The sequence below is a fragment of the Bacillus sp. B-jedd genome (assembly GCF_000821085.1).
Taxonomy (GTDB): Bacteria; Bacillota; Bacilli; order Bacillales; family Cytobacillaceae; genus Bacillus_D.
Genome location: NZ_CCXR01000001.1, coordinates 2,647,558 through 2,674,320 on the forward strand (window position 1 = coordinate 2,647,558; position 26,763 = coordinate 2,674,320).

Annotated in this window: 30 protein-coding genes; 8 read left to right on the top strand and 22 right to left on the bottom strand. The window is 44.0% G+C overall.

What is annotated here, in order from left to right; genetic code table 11:
* Positions 1 to 96: 96 nt before the first annotated feature.
* A complete protein-coding gene (locus BN1002_RS13145; protein WP_048825533.1) occupies positions 97 to 1,314 on the bottom strand; it encodes an MFS transporter in 1,218 nt (405 codons plus the stop codon).
* 144 nt (positions 1,315 to 1,458) lie between these two features.
* Positions 1,459 to 2,067: a superoxide dismutase gene (locus tag BN1002_RS13150; protein WP_048825536.1), complete on the bottom strand. Its 609-nt coding sequence runs from the start codon at positions 2,065 to 2,067 to the stop codon at positions 1,459 to 1,461.
* 325 nt (positions 2,068 to 2,392) lie between these two features.
* Here BN1002_RS13150 and BN1002_RS13155 point away from each other — a divergent pair, with 325 nt between their 5' ends.
* On the top strand, positions 2,393 to 3,088 hold the full coding sequence (locus BN1002_RS13155; protein WP_048825538.1) for a Crp/Fnr family transcriptional regulator: 696 nt from the start codon (positions 2,393 to 2,395) through the stop codon (positions 3,086 to 3,088).
* Positions 3,089 to 3,149: 61 nt separating this feature from the next.
* On the opposite strand, the gene BN1002_RS13160 is transcribed toward BN1002_RS13155, so the two are convergent.
* On the bottom strand, positions 3,150 to 3,632 hold the full coding sequence (locus BN1002_RS13160) for a DUF456 domain-containing protein (RefSeq protein ID WP_048825540.1): 483 nt from the start codon (positions 3,630 to 3,632) through the stop codon (positions 3,150 to 3,152).
* A gap of 159 nt (positions 3,633 to 3,791) precedes the next feature.
* Between BN1002_RS13160 and BN1002_RS13165 the strand changes: the two genes are divergently transcribed.
* The 3 genes from BN1002_RS13165 (at position 3,792) to ispG (ending at position 6,236) form a co-directional block, all read left to right on the top strand.
* On the top strand, positions 3,792 to 4,565 hold the full coding sequence (locus BN1002_RS13165; RefSeq protein WP_048825542.1) for a DUF1189 domain-containing protein: 774 nt from the start codon (positions 3,792 to 3,794) through the stop codon (positions 4,563 to 4,565).
* Positions 4,566 to 4,691: 126 nt separating this feature from the next.
* The gene (locus tag BN1002_RS13170) at positions 4,692 to 5,024 is read left to right on the top strand and encodes a hypothetical protein (RefSeq protein WP_048825544.1); all 333 of its coding nucleotides are present in this window, start codon (positions 4,692 to 4,694) and stop codon (positions 5,022 to 5,024) included.
* A 99-nt stretch (positions 5,025 to 5,123) separates the two neighbouring features.
* Positions 5,124 to 6,236: a flavodoxin-dependent (E)-4-hydroxy-3-methylbut-2-enyl-diphosphate synthase gene (gene ispG / locus BN1002_RS13175; protein WP_148362774.1), complete on the top strand. Its 1,113-nt coding sequence runs from the start codon at positions 5,124 to 5,126 to the stop codon at positions 6,234 to 6,236.
* A 58-nt stretch (positions 6,237 to 6,294) separates the two neighbouring features.
* Here ispG and BN1002_RS13180 read toward each other — a convergent pair whose 3' ends face one another.
* Positions 6,295 to 6,768, bottom strand: a complete 474-nt coding sequence (locus tag BN1002_RS13180) for a DUF4190 domain-containing protein (RefSeq protein WP_148362775.1) — start codon at positions 6,766 to 6,768, stop codon at positions 6,295 to 6,297.
* A gap of 82 nt (positions 6,769 to 6,850) precedes the next feature.
* Positions 6,851 to 7,072, bottom strand: a complete 222-nt coding sequence (locus BN1002_RS13185; RefSeq protein ID WP_048825546.1) for a hypothetical protein — start codon at positions 7,070 to 7,072, stop codon at positions 6,851 to 6,853.
* 341 nt (positions 7,073 to 7,413) lie between these two features.
* On the opposite strand from BN1002_RS13185, the gene BN1002_RS13190 reads away from it, so the two are divergent.
* Positions 7,414 to 7,971 carry a 5' nucleotidase, NT5C type gene (locus BN1002_RS13190; RefSeq protein WP_048825548.1) on the top strand — a complete coding sequence of 186 codons (558 nt, stop codon included), beginning with the start codon at positions 7,414 to 7,416 and terminating at the stop codon, positions 7,969 to 7,971.
* A 24-nt stretch (positions 7,972 to 7,995) separates the two neighbouring features.
* On the opposite strand, the gene BN1002_RS13195 is transcribed toward BN1002_RS13190, so the two are convergent.
* The 3 genes from BN1002_RS13195 to BN1002_RS13205 are packed head-to-tail and all read right to left on the bottom strand — an operon-like array spanning position 7,996 to position 10,038.
* Positions 7,996 to 8,406 (bottom strand): zinc uptake transcriptional repressor Zur, encoded by a 411-nt coding sequence (locus BN1002_RS13195; RefSeq protein WP_048825551.1) that lies wholly within the window; start codon positions 8,404 to 8,406, stop codon positions 7,996 to 7,998.
* 13 nt (positions 8,407 to 8,419) lie between these two features.
* Complete coding sequence (locus tag BN1002_RS13200) at positions 8,420 to 9,265, bottom strand: metal ABC transporter permease (RefSeq protein WP_048825553.1); 846 nt, start codon at positions 9,263 to 9,265, stop codon at positions 8,420 to 8,422.
* On the bottom strand, positions 9,262 to 10,038 hold the full coding sequence (locus tag BN1002_RS13205; protein WP_048825555.1) for a metal ABC transporter ATP-binding protein: 777 nt from the start codon (positions 10,036 to 10,038) through the stop codon (positions 9,262 to 9,264). The genes BN1002_RS13200 and BN1002_RS13205 overlap by 4 nt, the downstream gene beginning before the upstream one ends.
* A 160-nt stretch (positions 10,039 to 10,198) precedes the next feature.
* Between BN1002_RS13205 and BN1002_RS13210 the strand changes: the two genes are divergently transcribed.
* Positions 10,199 to 10,453, top strand: coding sequence for a DUF2624 domain-containing protein (locus BN1002_RS13210; protein WP_048825557.1), 255 nt, complete (start codon positions 10,199 to 10,201; stop codon positions 10,451 to 10,453).
* A 59-nt stretch (positions 10,454 to 10,512) separates the two neighbouring features.
* Here the strand turns inward: BN1002_RS13210 and BN1002_RS13215 are convergent, their stop codons facing one another.
* Together BN1002_RS13215 and BN1002_RS13220 are read right to left on the bottom strand one after the other, a co-directional pair.
* Positions 10,513 to 11,406, bottom strand: a complete 894-nt coding sequence (locus tag BN1002_RS13215; RefSeq protein ID WP_048825559.1) for a deoxyribonuclease IV — start codon at positions 11,404 to 11,406, stop codon at positions 10,513 to 10,515.
* Between the two features lie 37 nt (positions 11,407 to 11,443).
* On the bottom strand, positions 11,444 to 12,757 hold the full coding sequence (locus BN1002_RS13220; protein WP_048825560.1) for a DEAD/DEAH box helicase: 1,314 nt from the start codon (positions 12,755 to 12,757) through the stop codon (positions 11,444 to 11,446).
* 223 nt (positions 12,758 to 12,980) lie between these two features.
* Between BN1002_RS13220 and vrrA the strand changes: the two genes are divergently transcribed.
* Both vrrA and BN1002_RS13230 read left to right on the top strand, forming a co-directional pair.
* Complete coding sequence (gene vrrA / locus BN1002_RS13225; protein ID WP_048825562.1) at positions 12,981 to 13,625, top strand: VrrA/YqfQ family protein; 645 nt, start codon at positions 12,981 to 12,983, stop codon at positions 13,623 to 13,625.
* Positions 13,626 to 13,756: 131 nt separating this feature from the next.
* Complete coding sequence (locus tag BN1002_RS13230; RefSeq protein WP_048825563.1) at positions 13,757 to 14,713, top strand: 4-hydroxy-3-methylbut-2-enyl diphosphate reductase; 957 nt, start codon at positions 13,757 to 13,759, stop codon at positions 14,711 to 14,713.
* A 45-nt stretch (positions 14,714 to 14,758) separates the two neighbouring features.
* Here the strand turns inward: BN1002_RS13230 and BN1002_RS13235 are convergent, their stop codons facing one another.
* The 12 genes from BN1002_RS13235 to BN1002_RS23345 all read right to left on the bottom strand — a co-directional run bounded on the left by BN1002_RS13235 (position 14,759) and on the right by BN1002_RS23345 (position 26,649).
* The gene (locus tag BN1002_RS13235; RefSeq protein ID WP_048825565.1) at positions 14,759 to 15,874 is read right to left on the bottom strand and encodes a Nif3-like dinuclear metal center hexameric protein; all 1,116 of its coding nucleotides are present in this window, start codon (positions 15,872 to 15,874) and stop codon (positions 14,759 to 14,761) included.
* Positions 15,871 to 16,581, bottom strand: coding sequence for a tRNA (adenine(22)-N(1))-methyltransferase (locus BN1002_RS13240; protein WP_048825567.1), 711 nt, complete (start codon positions 16,579 to 16,581; stop codon positions 15,871 to 15,873). The genes BN1002_RS13235 and BN1002_RS13240 overlap by 4 nt, the downstream gene beginning before the upstream one ends.
* 167 nt (positions 16,582 to 16,748) lie before the next feature.
* Positions 16,749 to 17,108, bottom strand: coding sequence for a cytochrome c550 (gene cccA, locus BN1002_RS13245; RefSeq protein ID WP_048825569.1), 360 nt, complete (start codon positions 17,106 to 17,108; stop codon positions 16,749 to 16,751).
* Positions 17,109 to 17,352: 244 nt separating this feature from the next.
* Entirely contained in the window at positions 17,353 to 18,492 is a 1,140-nt protein-coding gene (locus BN1002_RS13250) for an acyl-CoA dehydrogenase family protein (RefSeq protein WP_048825570.1), read from the bottom strand.
* 318 nt (positions 18,493 to 18,810) lie between these two features.
* Positions 18,811 to 19,938, bottom strand: coding sequence for an RNA polymerase sigma factor RpoD (gene rpoD, locus BN1002_RS13255; RefSeq protein ID WP_048825572.1), 1,128 nt, complete (start codon positions 19,936 to 19,938; stop codon positions 18,811 to 18,813).
* Positions 19,939 to 19,977: 39 nt separating this feature from the next.
* On the bottom strand, positions 19,978 to 21,783 hold the full coding sequence (gene dnaG, locus BN1002_RS13260) for a DNA primase (RefSeq protein WP_048825573.1): 1,806 nt from the start codon (positions 21,781 to 21,783) through the stop codon (positions 19,978 to 19,980).
* 28 nt (positions 21,784 to 21,811) lie between these two features.
* Complete coding sequence (locus tag BN1002_RS13265; protein WP_082036237.1) at positions 21,812 to 22,264, bottom strand: YaiI/YqxD family protein; 453 nt, start codon at positions 22,262 to 22,264, stop codon at positions 21,812 to 21,814.
* Between the two features lie 275 nt (positions 22,265 to 22,539).
* On the bottom strand, positions 22,540 to 23,340 hold the full coding sequence (locus BN1002_RS13270) for a pyruvate, water dikinase regulatory protein (protein ID WP_048827944.1): 801 nt from the start codon (positions 23,338 to 23,340) through the stop codon (positions 22,540 to 22,542).
* A gap of 33 nt (positions 23,341 to 23,373) precedes the next feature.
* Positions 23,374 to 24,006, bottom strand: a complete 633-nt coding sequence (locus BN1002_RS13275) for a transcriptional regulator CcpN (RefSeq protein WP_048825575.1) — start codon at positions 24,004 to 24,006, stop codon at positions 23,374 to 23,376.
* 31 nt (positions 24,007 to 24,037) lie between these two features.
* Entirely contained in the window at positions 24,038 to 25,420 is a 1,383-nt protein-coding gene (locus BN1002_RS13280) for a glycine--tRNA ligase (RefSeq protein ID WP_048825576.1), read from the bottom strand.
* A gap of 302 nt (positions 25,421 to 25,722) precedes the next feature.
* A complete protein-coding gene (gene recO, locus BN1002_RS13285) occupies positions 25,723 to 26,475 on the bottom strand; it encodes a DNA repair protein RecO (RefSeq protein ID WP_048825578.1) in 753 nt (250 codons plus the stop codon).
* A 30-nt stretch (positions 26,476 to 26,505) separates the two neighbouring features.
* Positions 26,506 to 26,649 (bottom strand): YqzL family protein, encoded by a 144-nt coding sequence (locus BN1002_RS23345; protein WP_082036238.1) that lies wholly within the window; start codon positions 26,647 to 26,649, stop codon positions 26,506 to 26,508.
* Positions 26,650 to 26,763 lie beyond the last annotated feature (114 nt).

Here is a 26,763-nt window from a genome sequence, read left to right on the forward strand (position 1 = left end):
TTATTTTTCTATCTGGAACCACTTTCCAATAATTGAAATTCGCGGCTTGCCGAAGTAATGTTCAGAAGCGCTGACCAATTACATATTCACATGTTTTTAAGATGTCGATAAGTGGACTTTCCTAAGGAAAAAATAAATGAAAGTATGGCCTCCCCCTAGGATTAGAAGCAAAACCGGCAGGCTGTTTTTCCAGTCGAAAACAGTAACCGCAAATAGAAACAGGCTAATTGAAAGGATTCTTCCCGCATTGAGGAAAACTTCCCTGACAACGATATATTCTACCCGCCTCTCTGCGGCATTCCTACTGGTTCCTATCACATCGTAAGTAATGGACATATAAGGGACAAGCAAAATTGGATAAGCAATCGCAATGGAAGCGCCGTACAGCAAAAGTTTTGGAAATGTAACATCTTTAAAAATCAGGAATACGCTCGCATATAGAATCATCCCGCCTAATAATATTGCTTTCTTTCTTCGTTTTTTCTTGATAAGCCGCGCTGCCAAATAATAAGCAAGAAAAGAAACCCCGGAATTGATCATACCGAATGTCCCGAGGGAAAGTTCGCTTCCGGTTGAAAGAAATACATAAACCGAAATAACAAACACAAAAGTTCCTTCCCGAAGCCCCTGAAAAACATGGGCGTTTGTGATGAGCTTCCAGTTCTGATTTTTCTTTCTTTCCTTGAATGCTTCAATAACGGAATAACTTCCCGATGACGGTCTCCGTTTCAGGAAAAAGCTTAGTACGACAGCCAAAGAAAAGAGCGTGAGGGAAAGTCCGAAGACTGTCATATACCCTTTGAAGTTTCCAATCCTGGTAATAATGAAACCCGACGTTACCGGACCGACCATACCGCCAGCAGAAGAAAGAATACCCATGAACCCATTAAAAAAATCCCTTGTATCCGGCTCTGTAATTTCAAACGTCAACAAATTAAATGCCAGCCAGTAAAAACCATACCCTACCCCCAGGAGGCAGCCAAGAAGGAAAAGGTAGCGTGAAGCTTGCGAACCCGACATCAACACTGCCATATAGAAGAGTGCCATGAAAATCACGCCTGCACGAAGGACAATCACCCTGTCCACTTTTTTCGCCAATCTTCCAGCAAGGATAAAGGTTAACGGCTGTATGACAACAATAGATAAGTTATAAAGCCCGATTTTGGCAAAATCACCCGATTGTTTCCATAGATATATATTCACAAATGTATTTGACAGAGCTACACTCAGTGAATAAAGGCCGCCCAGTGAAAGGAGCAGCAGCAAATCCCTTGTAAAAGGGATATCGTCCAGCAATTTTATTTTTTTCTTCATATGAAAACTCCCTTTGTTCATATCGGTAGTTTTCAACAGGCTGGCGGTTTCTATACTTTGGAATTCGGAATCCTCCATTTGGGCAAATAAAAAAAGGCAGATTCACTCTGCCTTTTTAATACCTATATGAACAGGCTTTAGAAATTACTTAGCTTCGCTGTAACGTTTAGCCACTTCATCCCAGTTAACGACGTTCCAGAAGCTATTGATGTATTCAGGACGGCGGTTCTGGTATTTCAGATAGTAGGCATGCTCCCACACATCAAGGCCCAGGATTGGAGTCTTGCCTTCCATCAATGGAGAATCCTGGTTTGGAGTGCTTGTCAATTCAAGCTCGCCATTATTCACTGCAAGCCATGCCCAACCGGAGCCAAATCTGGTCGTAGCTGCTTTTGCGAATTCTTCCTTAAAGTTTTCAAAGCTGCCAAATTTGCTTTTTAATGCCTCTGCCAGTTCGCCGGAAGGCTCGCCGCCGCCATTAGGGGAAAGGAGTTGCCAGAACAGGCTATGGTTCGCATGGCCACCGCCATTGTTGCGTACAGCTGTCCTTGCGGATTCTGGTACTGCATCCAGGTTAGAGATGACTTCCTCAACTGTTTTTGAAAGAAGTTCCTCATTGCCTTCAAGAGCATTGTTCAGGTTAGTCACATATGTGTTATGGTGCTTCGTATGATGGATGTTCATGGTTTCCTTGTCAATGTGCGGCTCCAGCGCGTCATATGCGTAAGGAAGCTGCGGCAATTCAAATGCCATAATAAATTCCTCCTATGTAATAAATTTGCTTTTTGAATTTTCATAAAGCTTTGCAGGTTTAGATTAACAAAGTTTTTCTGCTGATTCAAATGAAATGCTCGGAGCTAATCGATACTTTTCCCTTTATAGGAACATTTCATACTTCTCCAATGAATGTTAGTGTCTCGATAAAATTCGAAAAATTGTCATAGTCAGATTTTCCGCGAGTTGTCAACGATTTATGTCATATTTCCCGCATCAACGTTCCATAATATGTAAAAACCATATTGACATGTTGTAAGTAATTTTCTTAAATCAAAGTGAGGGAATAAAAGGAGTGGCAGATATGCTAGATTACAACGTGTCTTTATACAATTTACTTAGCCAATTTTTTGGTGATAGGGAACCTGTGCAGAAAATGAGAGCAGGGACTGTCATTTTCCATGAGCGGGACTTGGTCGAAAATATCTATGTAGTTTTAAAAGGCAGTGTTGCCATTGGCCGTGTACATTTAAGAGGAAAGGAATTCATATTGAAAATATTGAATCCCAGAGAAATTATCGTCGAATACCAGTTATTCAAGACATCATCACGCTACCATTACTCCGCCAAGGCACTTTCAGATTGCGAACTGCTTGTCATTAAGCGGGAACAATTCGAAGAGTTCATCTCAAATGATCCTTATGCGATGAGCGCGCTTGTTACCTGGCTAAGCACATCCTATTTAAAAGCCCAGATGAAATGCCAGGATTTAATAATGAACGGAAAGAAAGGCGGCCTGTATTCGATTTTGATCCGTCTTTGCAATTCCTACGGAATTCCTACAGACGATGGAATTCTAATTGATTTACCTTTAACACATCAGGAACTGGCCAACCTTACCTATGGGACAAGGGAAGTTATCCAAAGGAGCCTGAAGGAGTTAAGGGACAAGGGTGTTATCACCTATGATCAGCAAAGGTTCACTGTAAAAAAACTTTCCTATTTAAGAGACGAGGTCGACTGCCAACATTGTGCCCACGAAATATGCGGATTGAACTAAATAACCGGCTGCCCGAATCAACGAGGCATGCCGGTTTTTTTCATTTTGAGTTGCAAGATACCTATAGCACAGTGAAAAGAAAATAAGCAACCATCCCTGCTTGAATGATTGTTTTTGCGGCAGCCCCACTTATAAATCCTATAACTGAACCGAAGCCTATTTTCAAACTTTCACTCCATCCTTTTCTGTGGATAAGCAGCTCAGCGACGATTGCTCCAATAAAAGGGCCGATTAGGATTCCCGCAAAAGGAATAATAAACGGCCCGACAATCAAGCCAATGGTACTTCCCCAGACAGCCGCTTGCGATCCCCCATATTTTTTTATCCCAAGCATATTAGCAGCATAATCCGCACTGAACAAGAGGATTGTAAACAGGATTTGTACCGTCCAAAAAAACCAGTTGAATGGTTCAAAGGAGATAAACAGCCCGTAAATTAAAAAACCCGCAAATATAAAAAGAACACTTGGTATAATGGGGAAAAATATCCCGACAAATGCTATGACAAAGAAAACAATTACGATCCCTAATATAAATGCGTCCATTACCTCGCCCCTTTTTTATTTTTCACCTTTACCCATTCCTGAATAATTATATGTCAGCACTAGTTTGTAAGTCATTCAACAAGCATTGATCAATTGTGCTTGTGATTACTGGAAATGAAGGATAAAATGAAAATGCTGAATTATGTTAGGAGTGTTAGAATGAACATTTTTAAACAATTATACAAAAGCCTATATTCCCCAAGGGACATTGCCATTTACCGGTTCCAGGGAATCGGTAAAACGATCTTATATGTTTTCCTCCTTACCTTTATATCTATCCTGCCCACCATATACCATTTCAGCGTGGCGATTAACACAGGTTTGGAAGCTGCTAAGGAAATCGTCAGGGATGAAATGCCTGATTTCAAAATTAAGAATGGCATTCTTGAAACTGAATTGAATATGCCGGTCACTATTAAACGGGACGAATTTTCTATTATTATTGACCCCACCGGTTCAGTAAGCCAGGCAGATTTGGCTGATATGGGCAATGCATTTGGATTTTTAAAGGATGAATTCGGTCTGGCCGCGGGAGGCAGGGTCCAGTCATATTCCTATGCGATGCTCGATAGTTCGGAATTGTCGAAACAGGATTTTGTCGATTTTATTGCCGCGATGGATGGCGCCAATTATATCATCCTGCCAATCGTCTTTTTCTTTGTCCTTCTCGTTTCATCAGCTATGAAATTCATCGAGGTCAGTGTTTTGGCGGTTATGGGATTGATGTTGAAAAATATGGGCGGGAGACGACTTAATTATGGGCATTTATGGCGAATGTCCGCCTACAGTGTGACAATCTCAACCATCTTCTTCACCATCATGGAAGCGATAAAAACTGTCGTTCCAAGCGGATTCCTTATTAACTGGCTCGCTTCCGCCATTGTACTTTATTTAGCTGTAAAAGAAACGCCTGCGCCGAAGAAAGCAGCATAAGTAAATAACCAGAAAACGCAGCGCCTTGCCGGCAGCTGCGTTTTCTTTTGGATTAATGAAAAAAACTGTTCTAAATATCCCAATTGGTCATATATATGTTAAAAATCCGAGTTGGGGGCCTGTCCTGTGAAAAAAATGGCGGTGTCACTATTAATTCTCACATTAATCTTAAGCATATACACGGATTTGACAAAAGGGACGCTACCAGTGAACAGGCATGTGCAGGAGGAACCAGTCGAAGAAATGAAAGAATCAACGCCTGACCGCCCTTTTTACAAAGCCACAATCATGCCCGGCCAGACCCTTTTGTCCATCATAGAACAAAAACATGGAAAAGTTCCCGTCCCTATTAATAAAATGATCGAGGATTTTCAAGTGTTGAATCCTGGAGTAACACCTGAAAAGCTTCAAATAGGAAAGGAATATTTATTCCCCAGCTATGCTGGCGGCGATTCATGAAATGAGCGCCTTGCCTTGTAAGATTGCCGTGGTACTGATAAAATAATATAGTATTGCCTGAATGCAATTAATATTTCTATCAGTACGCAAAGGAGCGAACTGCAAGTGAATGAAATTACTCATCGTACTAAAACCCGGCCGGTCAAAGTAGGAAATCTCACCATCGGCGGGAATAACGAGCTTATTATACAAAGTATGACCACAACTAAAACGCATGATGTCGACGCGACTGTTGCTGAAATTAAAAGGCTGGAAGACGCTGGCTGCCAAATTGTCAGGGTAGCATGTCCGGATGAGCGCGCGGCCAATGCGATTGCCGAAATTAAGAAGCGGATCAATATACCGCTTGTTGTTGATATCCACTTTGATTATAAGCTGGCCTTGAAAGCTATTGAGGGTGGCGCGGATAAAATCAGGATTAATCCCGGCAACATAGGCAAGAGGGAAAAAGTTGAGGCGGTTGTTAAAGCAGCGAAGGAGCGGGGAATCCCTATTCGAATTGGTGTCAATGCCGGCTCGCTTGAAAAAAGGATCCTTGAGAAATACGGATATCCCACTGCAGATGGAATGGTCGAAAGCGCCCTCCATCATATCAAAATCCTTGAAGACCTGGACTTCCACGATATTATCGTTTCGATGAAGGCTTCTGATGTCAACCTGGCTATTGAAGCTTATGATAAGGCGGCAAGGGCGTTTGACTACCCGCTTCACCTTGGGATCACTGAATCGGGGACTCTTTTCTCTGGTACTGTCAAAAGCGCGGCCGGACTTGGCGCAATCTTGAGCAAAGGAATTGGGAACACGCTCAGGATTTCATTAAGCGCAGATCCAGTTCAGGAGGTAAAAGTAGCGCGTGAACTGCTGAAGGTTTTCGGCCTTTCCTCTAACGCGGCAACCCTTATTTCCTGTCCGACCTGTGGCCGGATTGAAATAGATTTAATCAGTATCGCTAATGAAGTTGAGGAATATATCGAAAAAATAAAAGCACCAATCAAAATTGCCGTACTCGGATGCGCTGTCAATGGTCCTGGTGAGGCGCGGGAGGCGGATATCGGCATTGCCGGCGCCAGGGGTGAAGGCCTGCTGTTCCGCAAAGGAAAAATCATCCGTAAAGTTCCAGAAGAAACAATGGTTGAGGAACTGAAAAAAGAAATCGATGTCCTCGCTGAGGAGTATTACCAAAAACAGGCACTCGAAAAACAAGGGATATAATGAAAGAGGCCGGCTTCCGCCGCGCCTCTTTTTTTTACATGCCCCTTGTCTGAAAACACTAAAAGAATGGTGTTATGAACATACCGATAATAAGTGAAACCGCTCCGATGCCAATGGCCCAGCCGCCCGCCTTTGAAGATCCTCGGCGCATAGCCATGAATCCAAGTACAATCCCAGCGATGCCCAATAAAACAGGCAGAAAGAACAATGACAAAATAGACAGTGCAAGTGCTGTAAAGCCAAGCATTGAACCGCCGGCCTCACGATCCATATTATCCTGCCTGTCCCTTGAGTCCTGGCGTTGATTATTTCTCAAAGTCACTGGAGCGGAAATCTCAGCCGCTGTTTCTTCACGCTGGTTAGGATAGTACCCGGCTGCTCGGGAAGCGTTGTTCCTTATGCCGTGTGTCCCACTTGGCTCTGGAAGGAGCAAGATGGTTTCATTGGAGACTTCTTCATTATAATTAGAAGCTCCCTCCTGACGGCTGCTATCTTTTTGCATCATACCCATATCCCTTGATTGATCGGCCACCTAAATCCCTCGCTTTCAAAAGGTAGGAGCCTTATTAGTGTTTACCGGCCAAGTTTTTTTACTATGTCAATCTTTGTATAGACTACATCGGAAAGTTTTTTTTGGTAAAATGGAAGAGGTTCTCCGTATTATACAAAAGGCTCTGTTTACCTTGATTGTTGATTTCCACTCCGGGGACATGCTTTCCGCGGGGCGAAGCAACTACCTGCACCCACTTCATGAGAAACATCCATGAATTGGCTCCGTGTTGCTTTGCGACGAGCTGAAGGTTCACTTCCTCGAATAGTCTGTGGCGCAGGAGCACTCTTTATGGAGCCTCCTCGGCATCCTAGATGCCTGTTTGGCCAGCTGCACAGGGAAGGCTTCGGCAGCATAGACCCACGCACGAAGAAAAAGCGATAGCTTTTTCGAGGAGCGCCTAGGCCCCTAGAGGTCGCTTCGGTCCCGAATGTGAAGTCAAAGAACGACTTCCCCTTCTGGCCCTCCAGCGCTGCGCTGGTCGGGGCTGAACAAGGCGCTTTCGCTTTTCGAGGGGTCTCCACGTGCCGCTATATCCCGCCGGAGTCAGCCCCCTCTGTTCCAATCAACTTCTTTGAAAATCAACACTCATCTTTAACTGAGCCAAACAGAAAAAGGAGTTATTTTATGAAAAGATTAGGAATTGACATTGATGGCACAGTGACCAGCCCCTCGAGCATATTGCCATATTTAAACAAAGCGTTTAACTTGAATGTTACTCTTTCAGATGTGAAGGAATATGATCTTTTACATCTTGTTGATATTCCAAGGGATGAATTCGCTGCGTGGTTTTTTGATACAGAGCCGGAAATTTATTCCCGATCCCCGCTCGCTGAAGGGGCCAAAGAGGTTTTAGGCGAATGGAAGGAAAGATATGAGCTGTACTTCATTTCTGCAAGGGCCTCCCATCTGCTTGAAATAACAAAGGAATGGTTTACAAAAAATGAACTTGCGTTCCATCATATTGAATTAATTGGAACCCATAATAAAATTGCAACGGCGAAAAAGTACAATATTGAGCTTTTTCTTGAGGATAAACATGACAACGCCGTCGCCATCCACGAGGAATGCGGAATTCCGGTACTTCTCTTTGATACCCCTTATAATCGCGAACCGATACCGAGTGGGGTCATCCGGGTAACAAATTGGAACGAAGCAAACGAATGGATCAAAAAATGGGACTAAAAAAACAGCCATGTGGCTGTTTTTTTAGTTGCATTCCGGACAACGGCCATAAATTTCAAATTTATGCCCTGAAACATCATACCCTTTTAAATCTTCACTTAGGCTGTTCATTGGGCATGTACCCAGTTCTTTTGTCTTTCCGCAATCAAGGCAGATAAAATGATGGTGGTGCGAATTGCGGGAGCACGTGAATCTGAAGTGTTTTTCTCCGGACAGATCAGTTGTTTCCAGTATCCCCAGTTGGGCAAACAGGGACAGGTTTCGGTAGATTGTGTCAAAACTCAGGCCCGGATACTCATCCTTAAGTTGTTCCAAAACATCCTTGGCGGTTAAATACTTATCGCTTTCCGAGAACAACTGTAGCATGTCTTCCCTTTTGCCTGTATGCTTAAATCCTTTCTCCTTCAAATAATCAAGGGCTTCATTAACATCCATTCAATCCTCACCCCTACTGATTTATTCTCTTTAAACCCATTTTTTTAAAGATAATCGCTCCACAAAGGATGGCAATAGCAAGCATGACAATCGTCCCGCCTGGAGCCAAATCGAGATAATAAGCGGCAAACAGGCCGCCCATGACCGACAATTCACCAAAAATGATCGACAGGAAAATTGCCTGCTTAAACCCTTTTGCCAGCCTTATGCTGGCGGCAACCGGAAGTGTCATGAGCGATGATACAAGGAGAATACCGACTATTCTCATGGAGGCTGCAATGACAAGTGCCACCATGACAATAAAAATAAAATGAATGGCTTTGGCTGCTATCCCGGATGCCTTTGCATGCTCTTCATCAAAAGATAACAGGAACAGTTCTTTATATAGCATCACAATAACAATAATAACGAAAGCGCTAATTGCCGCGATAATCCAGACATCCGCCCTGCTGACGGCGGTGACACTGCCGAATAAATAGCTGAACAGATCGGCATTGAAGCCGTCAGCCAAAGAAATGAAAATGACGCCTGCCCCAATCCCGCCTGAAAGAATAATCGGAATGGCTAATTCCTGATAATGTTTATACACACTCCGCAGCTTTTCGATGAATAACGATCCTCCGACAGAAAAGGCCATTCCCATGTAAAGTGGATTTAACGAGCCCGCAAGGCCCAGCTTTTTCTCAAGCAGCAGACTTGCCGCGATTCCTGATAATGTTACATGGCTTAATGCATCGGCTATTAAGGAAAGCCTCCGAACCACAATGAATACTCCCAATAAAGGTGCAATCATTCCGATTAAGGCGCCTGAAAGAAATGCATTTTGCAAAAATTCATACTTGAGCAGTCCGCTGATCATCTTCCAGCCTCCCCATGGTGGTGATGGCTAAGAAGGTGCACTTCATGGCCGTATAAATCGGTGAAATCATGCTTTGCGAAATCTTCAAACTCGTCAGCATTGCCATGAAAATGAAGATGTTTATTCAAGCACGCGACATGTGTTACTTTTTCGGAAATTGTCCCAATATCGTGCGTAACAAGCAGTAGAGTGATCCCTCTCTGTTTGTTCAACTCTTCCAGCATTTCATAAAACGCGTTGACATGCCGTGAATCGACACCAACGGTAGGTTCATCAAGAATCAGCAGTTCCGGCTCGCTGACAAGAGCACGGGCTATGAATACCCGCTGTTGCTGGCCACCTGACAGTTCCCCAATATTTTTTCCGGAAAAACTGGACATTCCCACAGATTCAAGGGCCTGGTGAACTTTTTTACGCTCTTTCGCACCCATAAAGCGGAACAGGCCCATTTTTCTTGTGAGCCCACTCGAGACAACTTCATGGACAGTCGCAGGAAATCCTGAATTGAAGGAATTTGCCTTTTGTGAGACATATCCTATTTTCTCCCACTCCGTAAAACCCTTTATATCCTTGCCAAAAAGACGGATTTGACCAGATTGGGGTTGCATGAGGCCCAGAAGGAGTTTTAACAGTGTGGATTTCCCCGAACCATTTGGGCCGACAATGCCGAGAAAGGCTCCCCTTGGGACAGACAAATTAATATTTTCAAGGACCATCTCTTTTTCATATCTGTATGAAAGTCCCTTTATTTCAATAATTGGCATATCGCCCATAACATCACCTTAATTATAAGAATCATTCCGATTTACGTTATGTAGTATAACCCACATATACAATTCTGTAAAGGCGTCACATCCCTCCACCTTTTCTTATCTAAAATTAAGGCACTGTTTATCACTTTCACTCATACATTAGGGATGGGGAGTGATATGAATGAAGATTTTTGAAAATATTATCAATCATAAAATTAATACGATTTCTGCTGGGGAATTGCTGACATATGCAGATCAATTCGGCATTTCGATTAATCGCGCGCAGGCTGAAAAAATAGCCGGATACTTACGGGGTAGACAAGTAAATATTTTCGAAAGCAGCCAAAGGGCAACTATCATTAAGGAAATCGCAAAAATAGCCGGTCCTGATACCGCCAAAGAAGTGAACAAACTTTTCATCCAATTTACGAAATAGTAGAAAAGCCTCCTTTCACGATGTGAAGGAGGCTTTTCTACCGAAATTAGGATTGTCCGTTATACGTTTGCGGCAATTCCTTTTAACTCCGGATTGAAAATTTTATTGCGCAGCATTTCAATCTCATGTTTATAAGGAGGCGCCTGGTTCTTCTTGTCTTCCCCAATATAAGGTGTCTCAAGAATCTTTGGGACATGGATAAGCTGCGGATGATGGACGATGTAGCTTAAGGCATTAAAGCCAATGTGGCCATAACCGATATTTTCATGTCGGTCCTTTCTCATTCCTACCGTATTTTTGCTGTCATTGATATGAAGGACCTTAAGCCGATCAATCCCGATAATTTTATCAAACTCGTTTAACACTCCATCGAAATCATTGACAATGTCATAACCCGCATCATGCGTATGGCATGTATCAAAGCAAACAGAAATCTGGTCATTGTAATTGACTCCATCAATGATCATTGCCAGTTCCTCGAATGTCTTTCCGCACTCCGAGCCCTTCCCTGCCATCGTTTCAAGCGCAACCTGCACTTTTTCATTTCCGGTAATCACTTCGTTCAGGCCCTCAACGATTTTTTTAATCCCCGCTTCAGTGCCAGCCCCGACATGGGCTCCAGGGTGAAGAACGATTTGGTTCGCACCAATCGCCTCCGTCCTGTTAATTTCCGAGCGCAAAAAGGAAACGCCAAGCTCAAAAGTTGCCGGATTGGTTGTATTGCCAATATTAATGATGTAGGGGGCATGGACGACAATATCGCCGATTCCATGTTCCTCCATATGCTTTCTGCCGGCTTCGATATTCAGCTCTTCAATTTTCTTTCTCCTCGTATTTTGCGGCGCACCGGTGTAAATCATAAATGTGTTTGACCCATAGGAAACGGCTTCCCTGCTCGCCGCTAGAAGCATATCTTTACCGCTCATTGAAACGTGTGAGCCAATCTTCAACATAAACCCCTCTCCTTTTTCTGCTAATGGCACATTCTGCTTATTTCTTTTTGCTTAGCCGATTTTGGCGTTTTTTAATTTTATCCATTTCGGCTTTCATTTTTTTCTTATATCCAGGTTTTACTTTTTCAGGCGATCTTACCATTGATTTGGCCGTTTTCTCGATTTCTGTTTCTGTACGTTTACGTGTTCTTCGTTTATTCCGTTCGCCTATTTCGATTAGCCCTTCCTTACCCAAGTCAACATGTTTGAACGAAATGCCCATTTTCTCAAGCCTGTTTAAAGCATCTTCATCTGATTGTTCATAAACCGTAATCGCGATTCCAGAGTAACCAGCCCTGGCGGTCCTGCCAACGCGGTGAATATAAAAGTCAAGGTCAGTTGGCAGCTCATAATTGATTACGTGGCTGACGCCCTCAATATCTATTCCCCTTGCAGCTAAATCTGTGGCCACAATGTATTGGTATTCCAAATCCTGAATTTGCTTCATCATCTTCTTCCGTTCCCGCGGATTAAGATCGCCATGAACCCTGCCTACCTTCATCCCTTTTCCAATCAGGGAATCGGCAACCTCGTCAGCCATTTTTTTCGTATTTGTAAAAACAATCGCAAGGTAAGGATTTATAGCTTGGAGGATTTCAAAAACGATGCCTTTTTTATCCCTGTGTCTTGATGGAAACAGAAGATGCTCCAAGTTTTCAGCAGCTTTCTTATCCGGCTGGATATGAATATATTTAGGATTTTCCATGTATTTCTTCAAGAAAGGCTTGAGCTTTTCTGGTATCGTTGCTGAAAAAACCAGCATCTGCAGCTTTTCAGGCATTCGGGAAGCGATTCTGTCAACATCTTCGAGAAAGCCCATCTCAAGCATAAGATCAGCTTCATCGATAACGAGCGTGCGCGATGTATGGACGAATAAAGCCTGTTCCTTAACCAAGTCGAAAATACGTGATGGGGTGCCAATTACGATATGCGGCTGTGTCTTCAATTTCTCAATCGCTTTTTGCTTATCGGTACCGCCTATATAATTTTTGATGATTATTTTTTCCGGTCCTTCGTATTGCTCCGCCGCGTTTAAAAACTGTTGATAAATCTGAGTCGCAAGCTCCCTGGTTGGAGCTGTGATGACTGCCTGGACTTCTTGCCTGCCTGGTTCGAGCTTTTGCATAATTGGCAAGAGGTATGAATGGGTTTTGCCTGTCCCTGTCCTGGATTGCCCTATGGCACTTTCACCCTTTAAAGCTGCCGGAATCATCTGCTCCTGGATTTCAGTGGGAGAGGCAAAGCCGAGGGAATTGACTGTTTTTAGCAAAAACGGTTTTAATCCAAACCGTTCAAATTTTTTTCCGTCCATTGTTTTTGCTCCTTACTTTCTATTAATCGAACATATATTTTATCCGTCCTGTAATTATAGTGGAGTTTGCGAGAAATCTCCACATGAAATGATAAACACAGAATTGTTCTTCTAATGCCAGGTTCTTTTGCAGTATATATCATTCCCTTTTAACACTACCTTAACATATTGGGGATAGGCTGCATATTTTAGAAAGAGGACATTTTGAAAGGAGGCTGAAAGAATGCCACCTATGCCGCAAATGCCAATGCCAAGACCGGGAGGATTTGGCCGACAGCCAATGGCCCCGCGGTTTGCCCGTCAGTCCGGCTTCCCTGCGCCGCCCCGCGGCCCTAACATGGGACCGATGAATATGATGCAGCCGCAGCAGCCCTCAAGAGGCGGGGGTCTCCTTGCCAGGTTACTTGGGGGCGCAGGCCGTAACCAAGGAATTGCATCAACTACACGGGCTGCGACACAAGGACAGACTGGTGCGGGATCAGTTTTGAAATCGCTTGGAAATCCGGATACGATTAACACTTTCCTGGCAAATACACAAAATGTGATTAATACTGCCCAGAAATTCGGTCCGCTCATCGAACAGTACGGCCCTCTAATCAAGAACCTGCCTTCGATGTGGAAACTTTATCGCGGGATTAAAGCCAGTGACAGCCAGTCAGAAGAAGCAACAGAAACAAAGAAGAATGAAAAACCTGCCGGCGGCCAGGAAATTGATAAAAGAAGGAAAAACAGAAACACAAGCAGTCAGGAGAAAAGCACGGACAACTTGGAGCAAGACGGGACCGAGTCAGCTGAGGAAAACACCTCCATCAGAAATAGGAGTAAAAGGGAAGGCAAGGGCGAGTCGAGGCCGAAATTGTTTTTCTGATTCTAGGTGCCGCTTCCGGCACCTTCTTTTCATTATTCTTCCTTGTGATATTATACACTTTGAAGTATTTTGCCAAGTCCTATATACTATATACATAGTGGTCAAGTCTGACCTTTATAGGAGGCGTTAATATGAATGTCATTAAAATTTCACCTCGCGGCTATTGCTATGGCGTTGTCGATGCCATGGTAATCGCAAGGAACGCGGCTTTAGATAAATCCCTTCCCAGGCCAATCTACATCCTAGGGATGATTGTTCATAATAAACATGTTACGGACGCTTTCGCGGAAGAAGGCATCATCACGTTAGACGGCAATAACCGTCGGGAAATACTCGAGAAAGTTGAAAAGGGAACGGTCATATTCACAGCCCACGGCATCTCGCCAGAAGTCAGGAACCTTGCAAAGGAAAAAGGGCTGATCGCCCTCGATGCCACCTGTCCGGATGTAACTAAAACGCATGATTTGATCCATGCTAAGGAAGCTGAAGGCTATAAGGTTATTTATATTGGCAAAAAGGGGCATCCCGAACCGGAGGGAGCTGTCGGAGTGGCAGCGCCAGGCACCGTCTTCCTCGTCGAAACAGAAGCGGATGTCGATGCACTGGAACTGAATCACGATAAAATCATCGTGACAAACCAGACAACCATGAGCCAATGGGACGTTGCGGATATTATGAAAAAGGTAGAAGAAAAATATCCTCATGTGGAAGTTCACAAAGAAATTTGCATGGCTACTCAGGTCAGGCAGGAAGCGGTTGCCGAGCAAGCTGGGCAGGCAGATGTTTTAATTGTCGTTGGTGACCCTAAAAGCAATAACTCCAACAGGCTGGCTCAGGTTTCAGAAGAAATAGCAGGAACAAAGGCTTATCGGATTGCAGATATAAGTGAACTTGACCTTGAGTGGCTAAAGGGTGCGACAACAGTCGCTGTAACCGCAGGAGCGTCAACCCCTACCCCAATTACGAAGGAAGTCATTGCTTTCCTTGAAAAATATGACCCGGAAGAACCCGCAACATGGATTCTGGAAAAGAATGTCCCTCTTTCTAAAATCCTGCCGAAGGTCAAAAATCCGGAAGCACGAATTTAAAGCGTTCTTCAACGAAAAAACCGGCAATCTGGCCGGTTTTTTCTCTTATACTATTTGGAATGGGTCCGTATCGATTTCTGAGGCAAGAACTTCTACGCTATATCCCGTTTCTTCACTCATTCGGGTTAGAATTGCCGCAAGTCCTTTTTTCATTATTTTTTCCACGTTATGGCCTGGATCGACCATATTCAATCCCAGCATTAGGCCATCGTGAGCGACATGATAATAGATATCGCCGGTTACATATACATCCGCGCCTTTGAATTTAGCTTGTGAAAAGTACTTATTTCCGTCGCCGCCGAGCACGGCGACTTTTTTAACTTTGTCTTTAAGGTTCCCGACAACTCTTACTCTTTCTACACCTAAATCTGTTTTAACCTTATCAGCGAAATCCTTCAGGGTCATTTCCTTAATCGTGCCTATCCTGCCCAGCCCCAGTGTTTCCCCCCTATTTACGAGCTGATAAATATCATATGCCGGTTCTTCATATGGATGGGCCTTCAGCATCGCTGTGACAACCTTTTTCATAAGCCTTTCAGGAACAATGGTTTCAATTTTTATTTCCTCAACCTCTTCAATTTTCCCTTTATGGCCAATAAATGGATTCGCCCCTTCCCCAGGAAGAAACCTTCCAGTTCCGGACGAGGAATATGAACAATTGCTGTATTCACCAATGGAGCCAGCTCCTGCGTGTCCGAGTGCTTCCCTGACAGCATCGGCAGATTCCACAGGAACAAAGACCGCAATCTTTTTTAGCTTTTCTTCAAAAGTGGGCACGAGAACCTCGGAATTTTGCAAACCGAGCGCTTCTGCCAGCATATCATTAACCCCGCCTGTTGCGACATCGAGGTTGGTATGGGCCGCATAGACAGCTATATCATGCTTAATGAGCTTCTCAATGATTCGGCCTTGTGCTGTATCGGTTGCAAGCTTTGCCAACGGCCTGTAGATTGGCGGATGATGGGCGATGATCAACTGAATATTTTTTTCAATTGCTTCCTCCACAACCTCTTCAACCAAATCGAGGGCAATTAACACCCGATCGACCGGCTGATTAAGCCTGCCAATTTGCAGGCCGACCTTGTCGCCTTCCATTGCGTATTCCTTTGGTGAAAACTTTTCCAGAAGGCCGATGATTTCATGTCCATTTATTTTTTTCAATGGGAAAGTACCTCCTCCACCAACTTTATCTTTTCAAAAATTTCTTCTTTTTTCTTTTTCGCCTCTTCAGTCTCCCTGGCCTGATCAAGCTGTTTGACGATTCTTTGCCAGTTTTCTTTTTCAAATGACCACTTCTTAGTAAATACTTCATTCTTTCGTTTAAGAAGAAATGGTCCAAATAACAGCCCTTTTTCCAAGCCGCTTTCATAAGGCTTGTCCGGAATTCCTTTTTCAGCAGCAAGGATTTCATATATTTTGCCGTCTTCCTCTAGAATGGCCTCGTCAATCAGTTCCCAGCCATTATCACGAAGCCATTCCCTTACCGAAATCGCACTGACATTCGGCTGTAGCACCAGCCTGGTAATCTGTCCGAGTTTATCTTTCCCGGCTTCAAGAATTTCTGCTATCAGGGCTCCGCCCATGCCGGCTATTGTTATGCAGTCTGCGTCATTTGAGCTGATGACTTCGAGCCCATTTCCCATCCTTACTTGGATGATATCATCAAGTCCTTCCGCCTCGACCTGCTTTTTTGCGGACAGGTAGGGGCCTTCGACGACTTCTCCCGCGATGGCGGAAGAAATCAATCCCTTATTGGCAAGATAGCATGGGAGATAGGCATGGTCCGAGCCTATATCCGCAAGCTTGGCGCCTTCCGGGACAAAGGCTGCTACTGTCGCGAGCCTCATAGATAATTGCTGAGCATTCATTTATCCTCACCACTTTTCGTTAACTAGTACTCCTTAAGTATAAAAAAAGTCCTTCACGTATGCAAAGGACAGAAAAAGCGACAGAGCTGCCAATCCCCTGGCAGCTCTTCTAAAAAATATGATCCCGATTAAGGGGCAGTAAAACCCTTAACTTACGCGAGTTTACTTTATTTCTTATCCGCTAGCCATTTGGCCAGGGCATTGGCTTCTTCCCCGCTTGCCAGACCCTTCGGCATTGAACCTTTACCATTCAAAATAACGTCTTTGATATCGGCTTCCTGTAGTTTTGAACCGATATCGCTAAGTTTCGGGCCTGTTTTGCCTTCGAGATTGTCGCCATGGCAGCCGATACATCCTTTTGCCTTGTAAAGCTCATCAGGCTTTGCCACCTCTGTCGTCTTTTCACCGCCGGCCTTGTCGCCTTTGGCTACCTCCTTCATATCACCAAGACCTTTGAAGGAAAGCACAAACATCAACCCGATACCCAATACCATGATCATAATGAATGGAATAACTGGATTTTTCATGTAATACCCCTCCCTTATGTACGAACTATAACATAGATGATGCAAACAACTTCTATTTTAGCTGAAAACCCACGGAAGGAAAAGCATTTAAGTTACTTTTGTCACTTTTAGTTGAAAAGAAAGGAAAAGGCTGCCGAAAATCGTTTACCGACAGCCTTTTTTCCATTCTGAGTAATGATTTTTATCTTTCCCGCAGATTTCTGAATCGAAGGAAGCCTTCTTTATAATAAGGAGCCTGGTCCTACTAACAGCCAATCTCCCTTGCAATAACGATGCGTTGTATTTCAGAAGTTCCTTCCCCTATTTCAAGTAGTTTGGCATCCCGCATATACCGTTCTACATGATAATCTTTCATATATCCATATCCCCCGTGAATTTGGACAGCCTGGTCGGTAACTTCCATACAAATTTCCGAGGCATATAATTTGCACATCGAAGCTTCTTTCGTAAATGATTTCCCCTTGTCCTTCAGCCATGCTGCTTTATAGACCATATTTCTTGCAAGTTCTATTTTCATGGCCATATCGGCAAGTTTAAATTGGATTGCCTGAAAAGAGGAAAGCGGTTTGCCGAATTGCTTCCGTTCCTTGGAATACTGCAACGCCTTTTCATAAGCAGCCTGAGCAATTCCGACGGCCATCGCCCCTATCCCAATTCTTCCCCCATCAAGCGTAATCAGAAATTGCTTAAAACCTTCTCCCCTCTTACCAAGGAGATTTTCCTCGGGAACCATGACATCCTCCATAACTAGTTCTGTTGTGTTGGAGGAATGCAGCCCCATCTTTTCATAATTGTCTATTATCGAAAAACCCGTGGCGTCAGTTGGAACAAGAATTGCGCTGATTTCTTTTTCCCCGTTAACTTCACCGGTAACAGCCGTTAAGGCCAAGTGTTTGGCATAGCTAGCATTAGTAATAAAGCATTTACTCCCGTTAATGGTCCACTCGCCATTTTCCAGTTTGGCCGTCGTCCTTGTACCGCCCGCATCCGAACCGGCATTGGGCTCTGTCAGCCCAAAGGCGCCAAATGATTCTCCTGTGCAGATCGGAGCGAGGTACTTTTGTTTTTGTTCTTCTGTCCCGAACATATTGATTGGTGCCCCGCCAAGCGAGATATGGGCGGAATAGGTAATACCTGTTGAACCGCATCCCCTGCTGAGTTCTTCCGTGACGATGGCAAAACTGACCGTATCAGCACCGCCGCCGCCATATTCCTCAGGAAATGGAAGGCCCATGATGCCCATTTCTCCAAGTTTTTTAAAAATCTCAATCGGAAATTTCTTTGATCTATCCCGTTCCAGGGCACCTGGAGCGACTTCCTCATCAACAAATTCTTTCATCATTTTTTTAATCATTTCCTGTTCAGGTGTTAAATCGAAATTCATGTGTCCCCCTCCAACTCCAATGTATGCGCTTTCTTAACCATTATATGGTGATAATATAATTTTCTCAACATTTATAACTTTTAGGAAAATCACTCTGTTATTTTAAAATTATTCCTTATTACATTTGCTTTTGGATTTCCCATTCAGTAAAATGAATCACAAGGTAAATGGGCCGAATGTCTTATCCCTGGTTAGGCGTGCTCAATCCAGTTTGTTTTCTCAAGAAAATTGATTGCTAATTGTAAGATTCAAAAGGCAGCTATAAATTGGGCAAAAGAAAAAGCCTGCCTCATTAAGAGGCAAGCTCATAAATCATTCTTATTCCAGGAAATCTTTCAGGCGCTTGCTTCGGCTTGGATGCCTTAGTTTTCTCAGCGCCTTTGCTTCGATTTGCCTGATTCGCTCCCTGGTTACGCCAAAGACCTTCCCCACTTCTTCAAGTGTGCGGGTCCGGCCATCATCAAGCCCAAACCTTAAGCGAAGGACATTCTCTTCCCTGTCAGTTAAAGTATCGAGCACGTCTTCCAACTGTTCTTTCAACAATTCGAAAGCCGCATGTTCGGATGGGGAAGTCGCATCCTGGTCTTCAATGAAATCACCAAGATGAGAATCGTCTTCCTCGCCGATTGGAGTTTCAAGAGAGACCGGTTCCTGGGCAATCTTTAAGATTTCCCTGACCTTATCAGGAGTAAGATCCATGTCTTCGGCAATCTCTTCAGGAGTCGGTTCGCGCCCTAAGTCCTGAAGCAGCTGTCTTTGAACCCTGATCAGTTTATTGATTGTTTCCACCATATGGACCGGTATGCGGATTGTCCTTGCCTGGTCTGCTATTGCGCGGGTAATGGCCTGGCGGATCCACCATGTTGCATACGTACTGAATTTAAACCCTTTACGGTAGTCAAACTTTTCAACAGCTTTAATAAGGCCCATATTTCCTTCCTGAATTAGGTCGAGGAACAGCATCCCCCTGCCGACATACCGTTTGGCGATGCTGACAACCAGCCTCAGGTTTGCTTCAGCCAGGCGGCGCTTCGCTTCCTCGTCCCCGGCCTCAATCCTGTTGGCAAGCTCGATCTCTTCCTCTGCGGATAAAAGGTCGACTCTGCCGATTTCTTTTAAATACATGCGGACTGGATCGTTGATTTTCACGCCTGGAGGGACACTCAAGTCATTAAGGTCGAATTCCTCATCATCGTCCTTTGCAAGCTGCTGGGTATTCGGGTCAGCCTCCTCGTTATCTCCGACCAGCTCAATTCCTTGGTCACCAAGGAATTCATAAAATTCATCCATTTGATCGGAATCCAGTTCAAAATTCGCCATTTTTTCAGCTATATCATCATAGGCAAGGTGGCCAACTTTTTTACCCAGTGCTGTTAATTGGTCCTTTACTTGTTCAACGGTCAATTCAGTTTCGACCTCGTTTGACCGTGCTGACTTCTCAGCCATAGGTCCCCCTCCTTCAAAATTCAGGCAGATTAAACTGCTTTACAATGATTTTTGCAACTCAAGTATTTCTTTACCCAGCTGGATGGCCCGCGGGTAATCCTTTTGGGAATCAGCTTCTTTCTGCTGTGCCCTTTTTTCCTTTATTTTTAACATCTTTTCATATTTCAACACCTGATTGATATAATCAGATAGCTCTTTATCGCCCAATTCCTCATTCACTGTCATCATTCCAATTTCGGCAACCATCCTCCTAAGCTTTTCATCCTTTATATAATCAAGGAAATCAACAAGCTCAAATTGTTCCCTTTCCTCAAAGTAGCCGAAAAGGTAGGTGAAAATCGCCTGGTGCTCGTCATGATGAAATGTATTTCCATTCAGCATTTCCTGAATTTTATAAGCCACATCCCTATTCCGAAGCATATGGGCAATCATCCGCCGTTCCGCTGTGAAATGGGCAGGCTTCAATTCAGTTACCAGCCTGGGGCTAAAGCGGTTCTGTGCAGCAGGGACTGGACGTTGTTCCTGCTGTTTATTCTTTGGGCCGGAAACAGACAATTGCTGTTTTAGAGCTTCCAGCGAAAGCGAGAATTCATCGGCCAGCTGCCTTAAATAGTGGTCTTTTTCAACTACGTTCGGCAACAGGCTTATTTCGCTTATTATCTTTTCTATATAGGCGAGCCTATCTCCTTCATTTTGGAGATTTTTCCCCCGCCGATAATAAAGGAATTTGAATGACATCCATGTGAGGCTGGCCCCGATGATTTCTGTCCTGAATTTTTCCTCGCCATATTTCTTGATATAATCGTCAGGATCAAGACTGTCAGGCATCACGGCCACCCGAATATCAATCGCAGCCTCCGCTAGCATGAGGCCCGCCCTGAATGCGGCTTCTATTCCCGCATGATCAGAGTCAAAGCAGACAGTTACCTGCTGGGCATTGCGGCGAATCAAGGATATGTGCTCCGGTGTCAGGGAGGTGCCCATTGTCCCGATTCCATTTTCAACGCCGGCTCGGTCAGACGAGATGACATCCGCAAACCCCTCGAAAAGGACAGCGTGGTTCTGCCGGCGTATAACAGGCTTTGCCAAGTGAAAATTGTACAATGTTCTGCTTTTATTAAAGATTGCTGTTTCAGGACTGTTCAGATATTTAGGGTTTTCCCCTCCCATTGTCCTTCCTGAAAAAGCAATCGTTTTTCCGTTTTGGTCAAAAAGAGGAAACATAATTCGATTTCGGAACCTGTCAAAATAGGTGCCATCACGTTCCCGCTTTATTATTAGACCGGCTTTTTCCATTTCTTCCGGCTTAAAGCCCCTCTTCAAGAGGAAGTTGGTGACGAAATCCCAGGAATCAAGCGCATAGCCTATTTGGAATTTATCAATTGACTCCCTGGTGAATCCCCTTTCCAGCAAATATTCCAGCGCTTCCTGCCCGTCTTTTGTATGGACAAGAATATGGTGGTAAAATTTATTTAGAAGCTCATGTGCTTCATAGAGCGGCTGGAGGGCCGCCTGTCCGGCTCTGCCTGCAGACTCATTCGCCTGGCTGACTTCCAGTTCAATTCCCGCCCTGGCAGCGAGTTTCACTGCCGCATCGGTGAAGGAAGCACCTTCAAGTTCCATTAAAAAAGAAAAAACATTTCCTCCTGTACCGCACCCGAAGCAGTGAAAAATCTGCTTTTCAGGTGATACAGAAAAGGAAGGTGAATTTTCCCCATGGAATGGACAAAGGCCAAAATAATTGCGGCCCTGTTTCTTAAGCTGCACATATTCACCGACAACTTCTACTATATCAACAGATTGGCGTATCTGATTGATTTTTTCTTCGGGTATGCGCACCGCCATAAAAACATCTCCATATCAGCATACTTAATCAATCCGGCTCTTTGCGGACTGCCGCAGTTGCAAAGATTTCTGACAGTACCCGGACAAATCGTTTTCGCTCCACCTCTGAAAAAGGTGAGGGGCCTTTCCCGTAAATCCCCCTTGCCCTTGCTTTGGCGTTTAAAAAACGGATATCCAAGGCTGTCTGGATGTCTTTATCCTCAAATAAAATTCCCTTGGGGGACAATACATAAACCCCTTTCGGAAGCAGGGTGGAAGCAAGGCCGATATCCTGGGTAACAACAATGTCCCCTTTCATGGTATGGTTCATGATATAAAGATCCGCCGCTTCACGGCTAGAATCCACATATCTCCAATCCCAGTCTGCATATAACGGATTTGTCACAGTATGGGCATAAGATGCGACAAATATGGCCGGGACAGAAAAGTCGGACGCCAAATGGGCGATTTCCTCTTTAACAGGGCAAGAATCCGCATCCACAAAAACTGCCGGTTTTCTTTTTTCCTTAGTACTAATTCTACATCCCCCCGTAAATTCCTTCTTTCCTAGTAAAGATTATCGGAGATTGTGTCGAATTTTTTTCTATTCTCTTCCTTGACATCTGACAATAAATAGTTTATTCCTCAAGGTGTAACTCTAAACCTCTATTTTCTTTATTTTTATCACAATTTTTTATTATAGAACATTTAAAGACTTTTTACCATAATAAAATATGAAAACACATGGCCCATTCCTGCCATGTGTTTCCTCACTGATTACTTTTGGACTTTGCTCAAAATCACATTCGCTGTTTCTTCCACCGCTTTATTCGTCACATCAATGATCGGGCAGCCTATTTTTTCTATAATCATATCAAAAAAGGCTAGCTCTTCTTTAATCCTGACAATGTTGGCATAGCTGGCGCTGTCGTTTAAACCAAGTGATTTAAGTCGTTCAATGCGGATATTATTTAACTTCTCCGGGCTTATTTTCAAGCCAAAGCATTTTTCCGGCGACACTTTATATAGTTCCTCAGGAGGGTCTACTTCCGGCACAAGCGGAACATTCGCCACCTTAAGCCGTTGATGTGCCAAGTACTGGGATAGCGGGGTTTTTGATGTCCTTGAAACTCCAATTAGGATGATATCTGCTTTCATCAGTCCCCTTGGGTCTCTGCCGTCATCGTATTTCACGGCAAATTCAATCGCTTCCACCTTTTTAAAATAATCTTCATCAAGCTTCCTGACAAGACCCGGTTCAAACAACGGAGTTTTCCCTGAAAAAGCTTGTATTTGATCCATTAGAGGCCCGATTAGGTCAACCGCCCGTATACCAGCTTTCTCGGCACTTTCCATCATATAGGAACGCATTTGCGGTTTTACTAATGTAAAGGCGATCATCCCTTTATCGAACGAAGCCAGCGAAATGACTTCATCAATATGTTCTGTATCTTCCACATAAGGAAACCTTTTCAGTTTAATGTGATTACCGTTAAATTGAGTGATTGCCGCCTTCGTTACAAGTTCGGCCGTCTCTCCCACCGAATCGGACACGACATAGATGATTGGCTGCTCCATCGCTGTTTCCATTCCCCTTTTCCTAAAGTATGCTCACTCTGCGTTACCCAATGAAACAAAGGCTTTTGTAATACTGGTTTTTGTTATCCTGCCTGTTACTTCAAGGCCTTTATCCGTATCTTTTATGACTGGAATGGCATCAATTTGCCTGTCAATCAGCAACTTGGCCACATCGGTCAGAAGATCGTCTTTCCGGCACACCGTCACATTCGGCATTCTTGTCATGATGATGTTGACCGGCAGACTGGATAGCTCCTGATTACCAAGACTCGCTCTGAGTAAATCCTTCCTTGAAAGGACTCCGGCAAGGACGGATTTGTCATCTACCACAAAGAGTGTGCCGACATCCTCCAGGAACATTGTCACGATCGAATCATATACAGAGACATTTTCATTTACAACAACTGGTCTTGACTGGTAATCACTTACGAGTATTTTTTGCAGTTTTTCCGATAACAGCTGATCGCCTGACTTTCCAGTAAAGAAGTACCCGACTCTTGGCCTGGCATCCAGGTAGCCCGCCATGGTCAATATGGCCAAGTCGGGCCTTAATGTTGCCCTGGTCAGGTTCAGTCTGTCCGCAATATGCTCACCGGTAATCGGACCATTTTCTTTTACTATTTGCAGAATTTTCTCCTGCCGTTTATTCAGTTCTATGTTCCTCACCGCCCATTCACAGTGTTACAAAGAATCGCTCTTAGAAATGTGTTTTTTCCTTCAGGAAAGCTGCCAGCCCGCTAATTGGAATGCGTGTCTGCTCCATCGTATCACGATCCCTGACAGTCACCATGCGATCCTCTGCTGTATCGAAATCAACTGTTATGCAGAATGGCGTCCCAATCTCATCATGGCGGCGGTATCTCTTTCCAATTGATCCTGTCTCGTCAAAATCGACCATGAATTCAGATGAAAGGTCCTTGAAAACTTCACGAGCCGAATCTGATAGTTTTTTTGACAGAGGTAAAATAGCCGCTTTGAAAGGTGCCAGCGCTGGGTGCAGATGCATGACGGTCCTTGATGTACCGTCCTCCAATTGTTCCTCTTCGTAAGCGTCAATCAGGTAAGCAAGTGTAACCCTGTCAGCCCCGAGTGATGGTTCTATGCAATAAGGGATATATTTTTCATTCGTTTCAGGATCAAGGTAATGGAAGTCTTCTCCGGAATATTGCATATGTTGCTTCAAATCGTAATCGGTCCTTGAAGCAACTCCCCAAAGCTCTCCCCAGCCGAATGGAAACTTATATTCGAAATCAGTTGTCGCATTGCTGTAATGGGACAATTCATCATCCGAATGATCACGCAGCCGCAGGTTTTCCCTTCGCATTCCAAGGCTTAATAGCCATTTTTCGGCAAAGTCCTTCCAATAGGCAAACCATTCAAGCTCTGATCCTGGCTGGCAGAAAAACTCTAGCTCCATCTGCTCGAATTCCCTCGTCCGGAAAGTAAAATTGCCAGGAGTTATTTCATTCCTGAAACTTTTTCCTATTTGCGCGATTCCGAACGGGAGTTTTTTCCTCATTGTCCTTTGCACATTTTTGAAGTTTACAAAAATCCCTTGGGCTGTCTCCGGACGGAGAAAAATCTCATTCGTGCTCGACTCGGTAACACCCTGGAAGGTTTTAAACATTAAATTGAATTGCCTGATGCCAGTAAATTCCTTGCTGCCGCATTCTGGGCACGCGATATCATATTCCTTGATCAGCTCCTCCATTTTTTCAAACGGAAGCCCATCGACAACAAGTTCGATTCCTTTTTCATCAAGTGCATTTTCGATAATTTTATCTGCCCTGTGCCTCGATTTGCATTTTTTGCAATCGATCATCGGGTCATTGAAATTGCCGATATGCCCAGAAGCTTCCCATGTTCTAGGGTTCATCAGGATTGCGGCGTCAAGGCCGACATTATAAGGAGATTCCTGGACGAACTTTTTCCACCAGGCTTTCTTAATATTGTTCTTAAGTTCTACACCGAGCGGCCCGTAATCCCACGTATTTGCAAGCCCTCCGTAAATTTCTGACCCAGGAAAAACGAATCCTCTGTGTTTTGCGTGGGAGACAATTTGATCCATCGTAATGCTCATGGCTATTACTCCTTTTATGATTAGTTTTTATGTATCTTTTGCAAAAATAAAAAACCCCCGTCCATATGCCAGATAGCATAGGGACGAGAGTTTACCCGCGGTTCCACCCTATTTGCCGCATCAGCGGCCTCTTTAATCAAATATTGCTCAGGAATGCCTTCCCTGGGTTTCTGTCATCCGGCTTCCACCTTCCCGGATTCGCTTTCACAGAAATTAGCAGGTACTCTTTTCCTTCTCAGCAATTATGAAATTGTTTGCTTTAATTGAAATAGTAGCGAAAAAGGCTTTGAATGTCAACCTGATTAAACCATATCCCGAAAGCTTTCCATTGACTTTAGGAATTTTTTCGACTTTAGGCTAAGCCCGGAATATTCCTCATAATAAGCGGAAATAATCTTCTTCAGCTCTTCCTTTGTTTCCTTTTTTACTGAGACGTTTCCTAAACGTGTTAAATCAAAATAATAAAAAAGCCGCAAAAGCCTGGCTGCTGCCGGGGAGATTTTAAAGTGGTAAGGATCTTTTTCGAGACAGCGATGGCAGATAAAGCCGCCCTCCCTGATTGAAAATGAAAAATGCCCGTCTGTGCTGCCGCAAACGGAGCATTGATCCAGGACAGGATAGAGTCCCATGACATTGAGCATTTTCATTTCATAAATAAACATCAGGACTTCGGGATCGATCCCTTCGTTTAAATAATCAAGTGTTTGATAAAGAAGTTCAAATAAGAACGGGTTGGGCTTATTGTCTTCTGTCGCCTTGTCGGTGAGCTCGGCAATATAGCTTGCATATGCCGTCAGGAAGATGTCTTCTCGGACAGTTTTCAGTGAAGAAATGACTTCTCCCTGCTGAAGAGTCCCAAGCCCGCTTCCTTTCTGAATGAGGAAATAACCGTGTGTCAAGAGCTGTGTGATCGCCGCCAGCCTGCTGTTCGTCTTTTTGGCGCCACGGGCCATCGCTCCGGTCTTTCCCCACTCCCTTGTATACATTGTGACAACCTTATTCGTCTCGCCATAATCAGTTGTTCTAATGATGATGCCTTCACATTTTTGCAGCATCGCCGTCACCATCCAGGAAATTAGACAAACTTATGAAACGGGAAAATCTGTTTGCGCTAGCTCTTCGTCAAGATTGCCGGGAATGTCTTGCCCTTCCTTCTCCATTTCTTTAAAGAGAAGGTATGTGTCAATGCTGCCTGTCTGACTGAATACTTTCCAGGTAAAATCCAACATTGAAAACCCCATCCTTTCTTTAGTGCTTAGCTTTTTCCTTTATCCCTGGTACCATTTATCATAGCCTGTCAATTCAAAATCATAATGATAAAATATTGCTAATCAACCTTATGA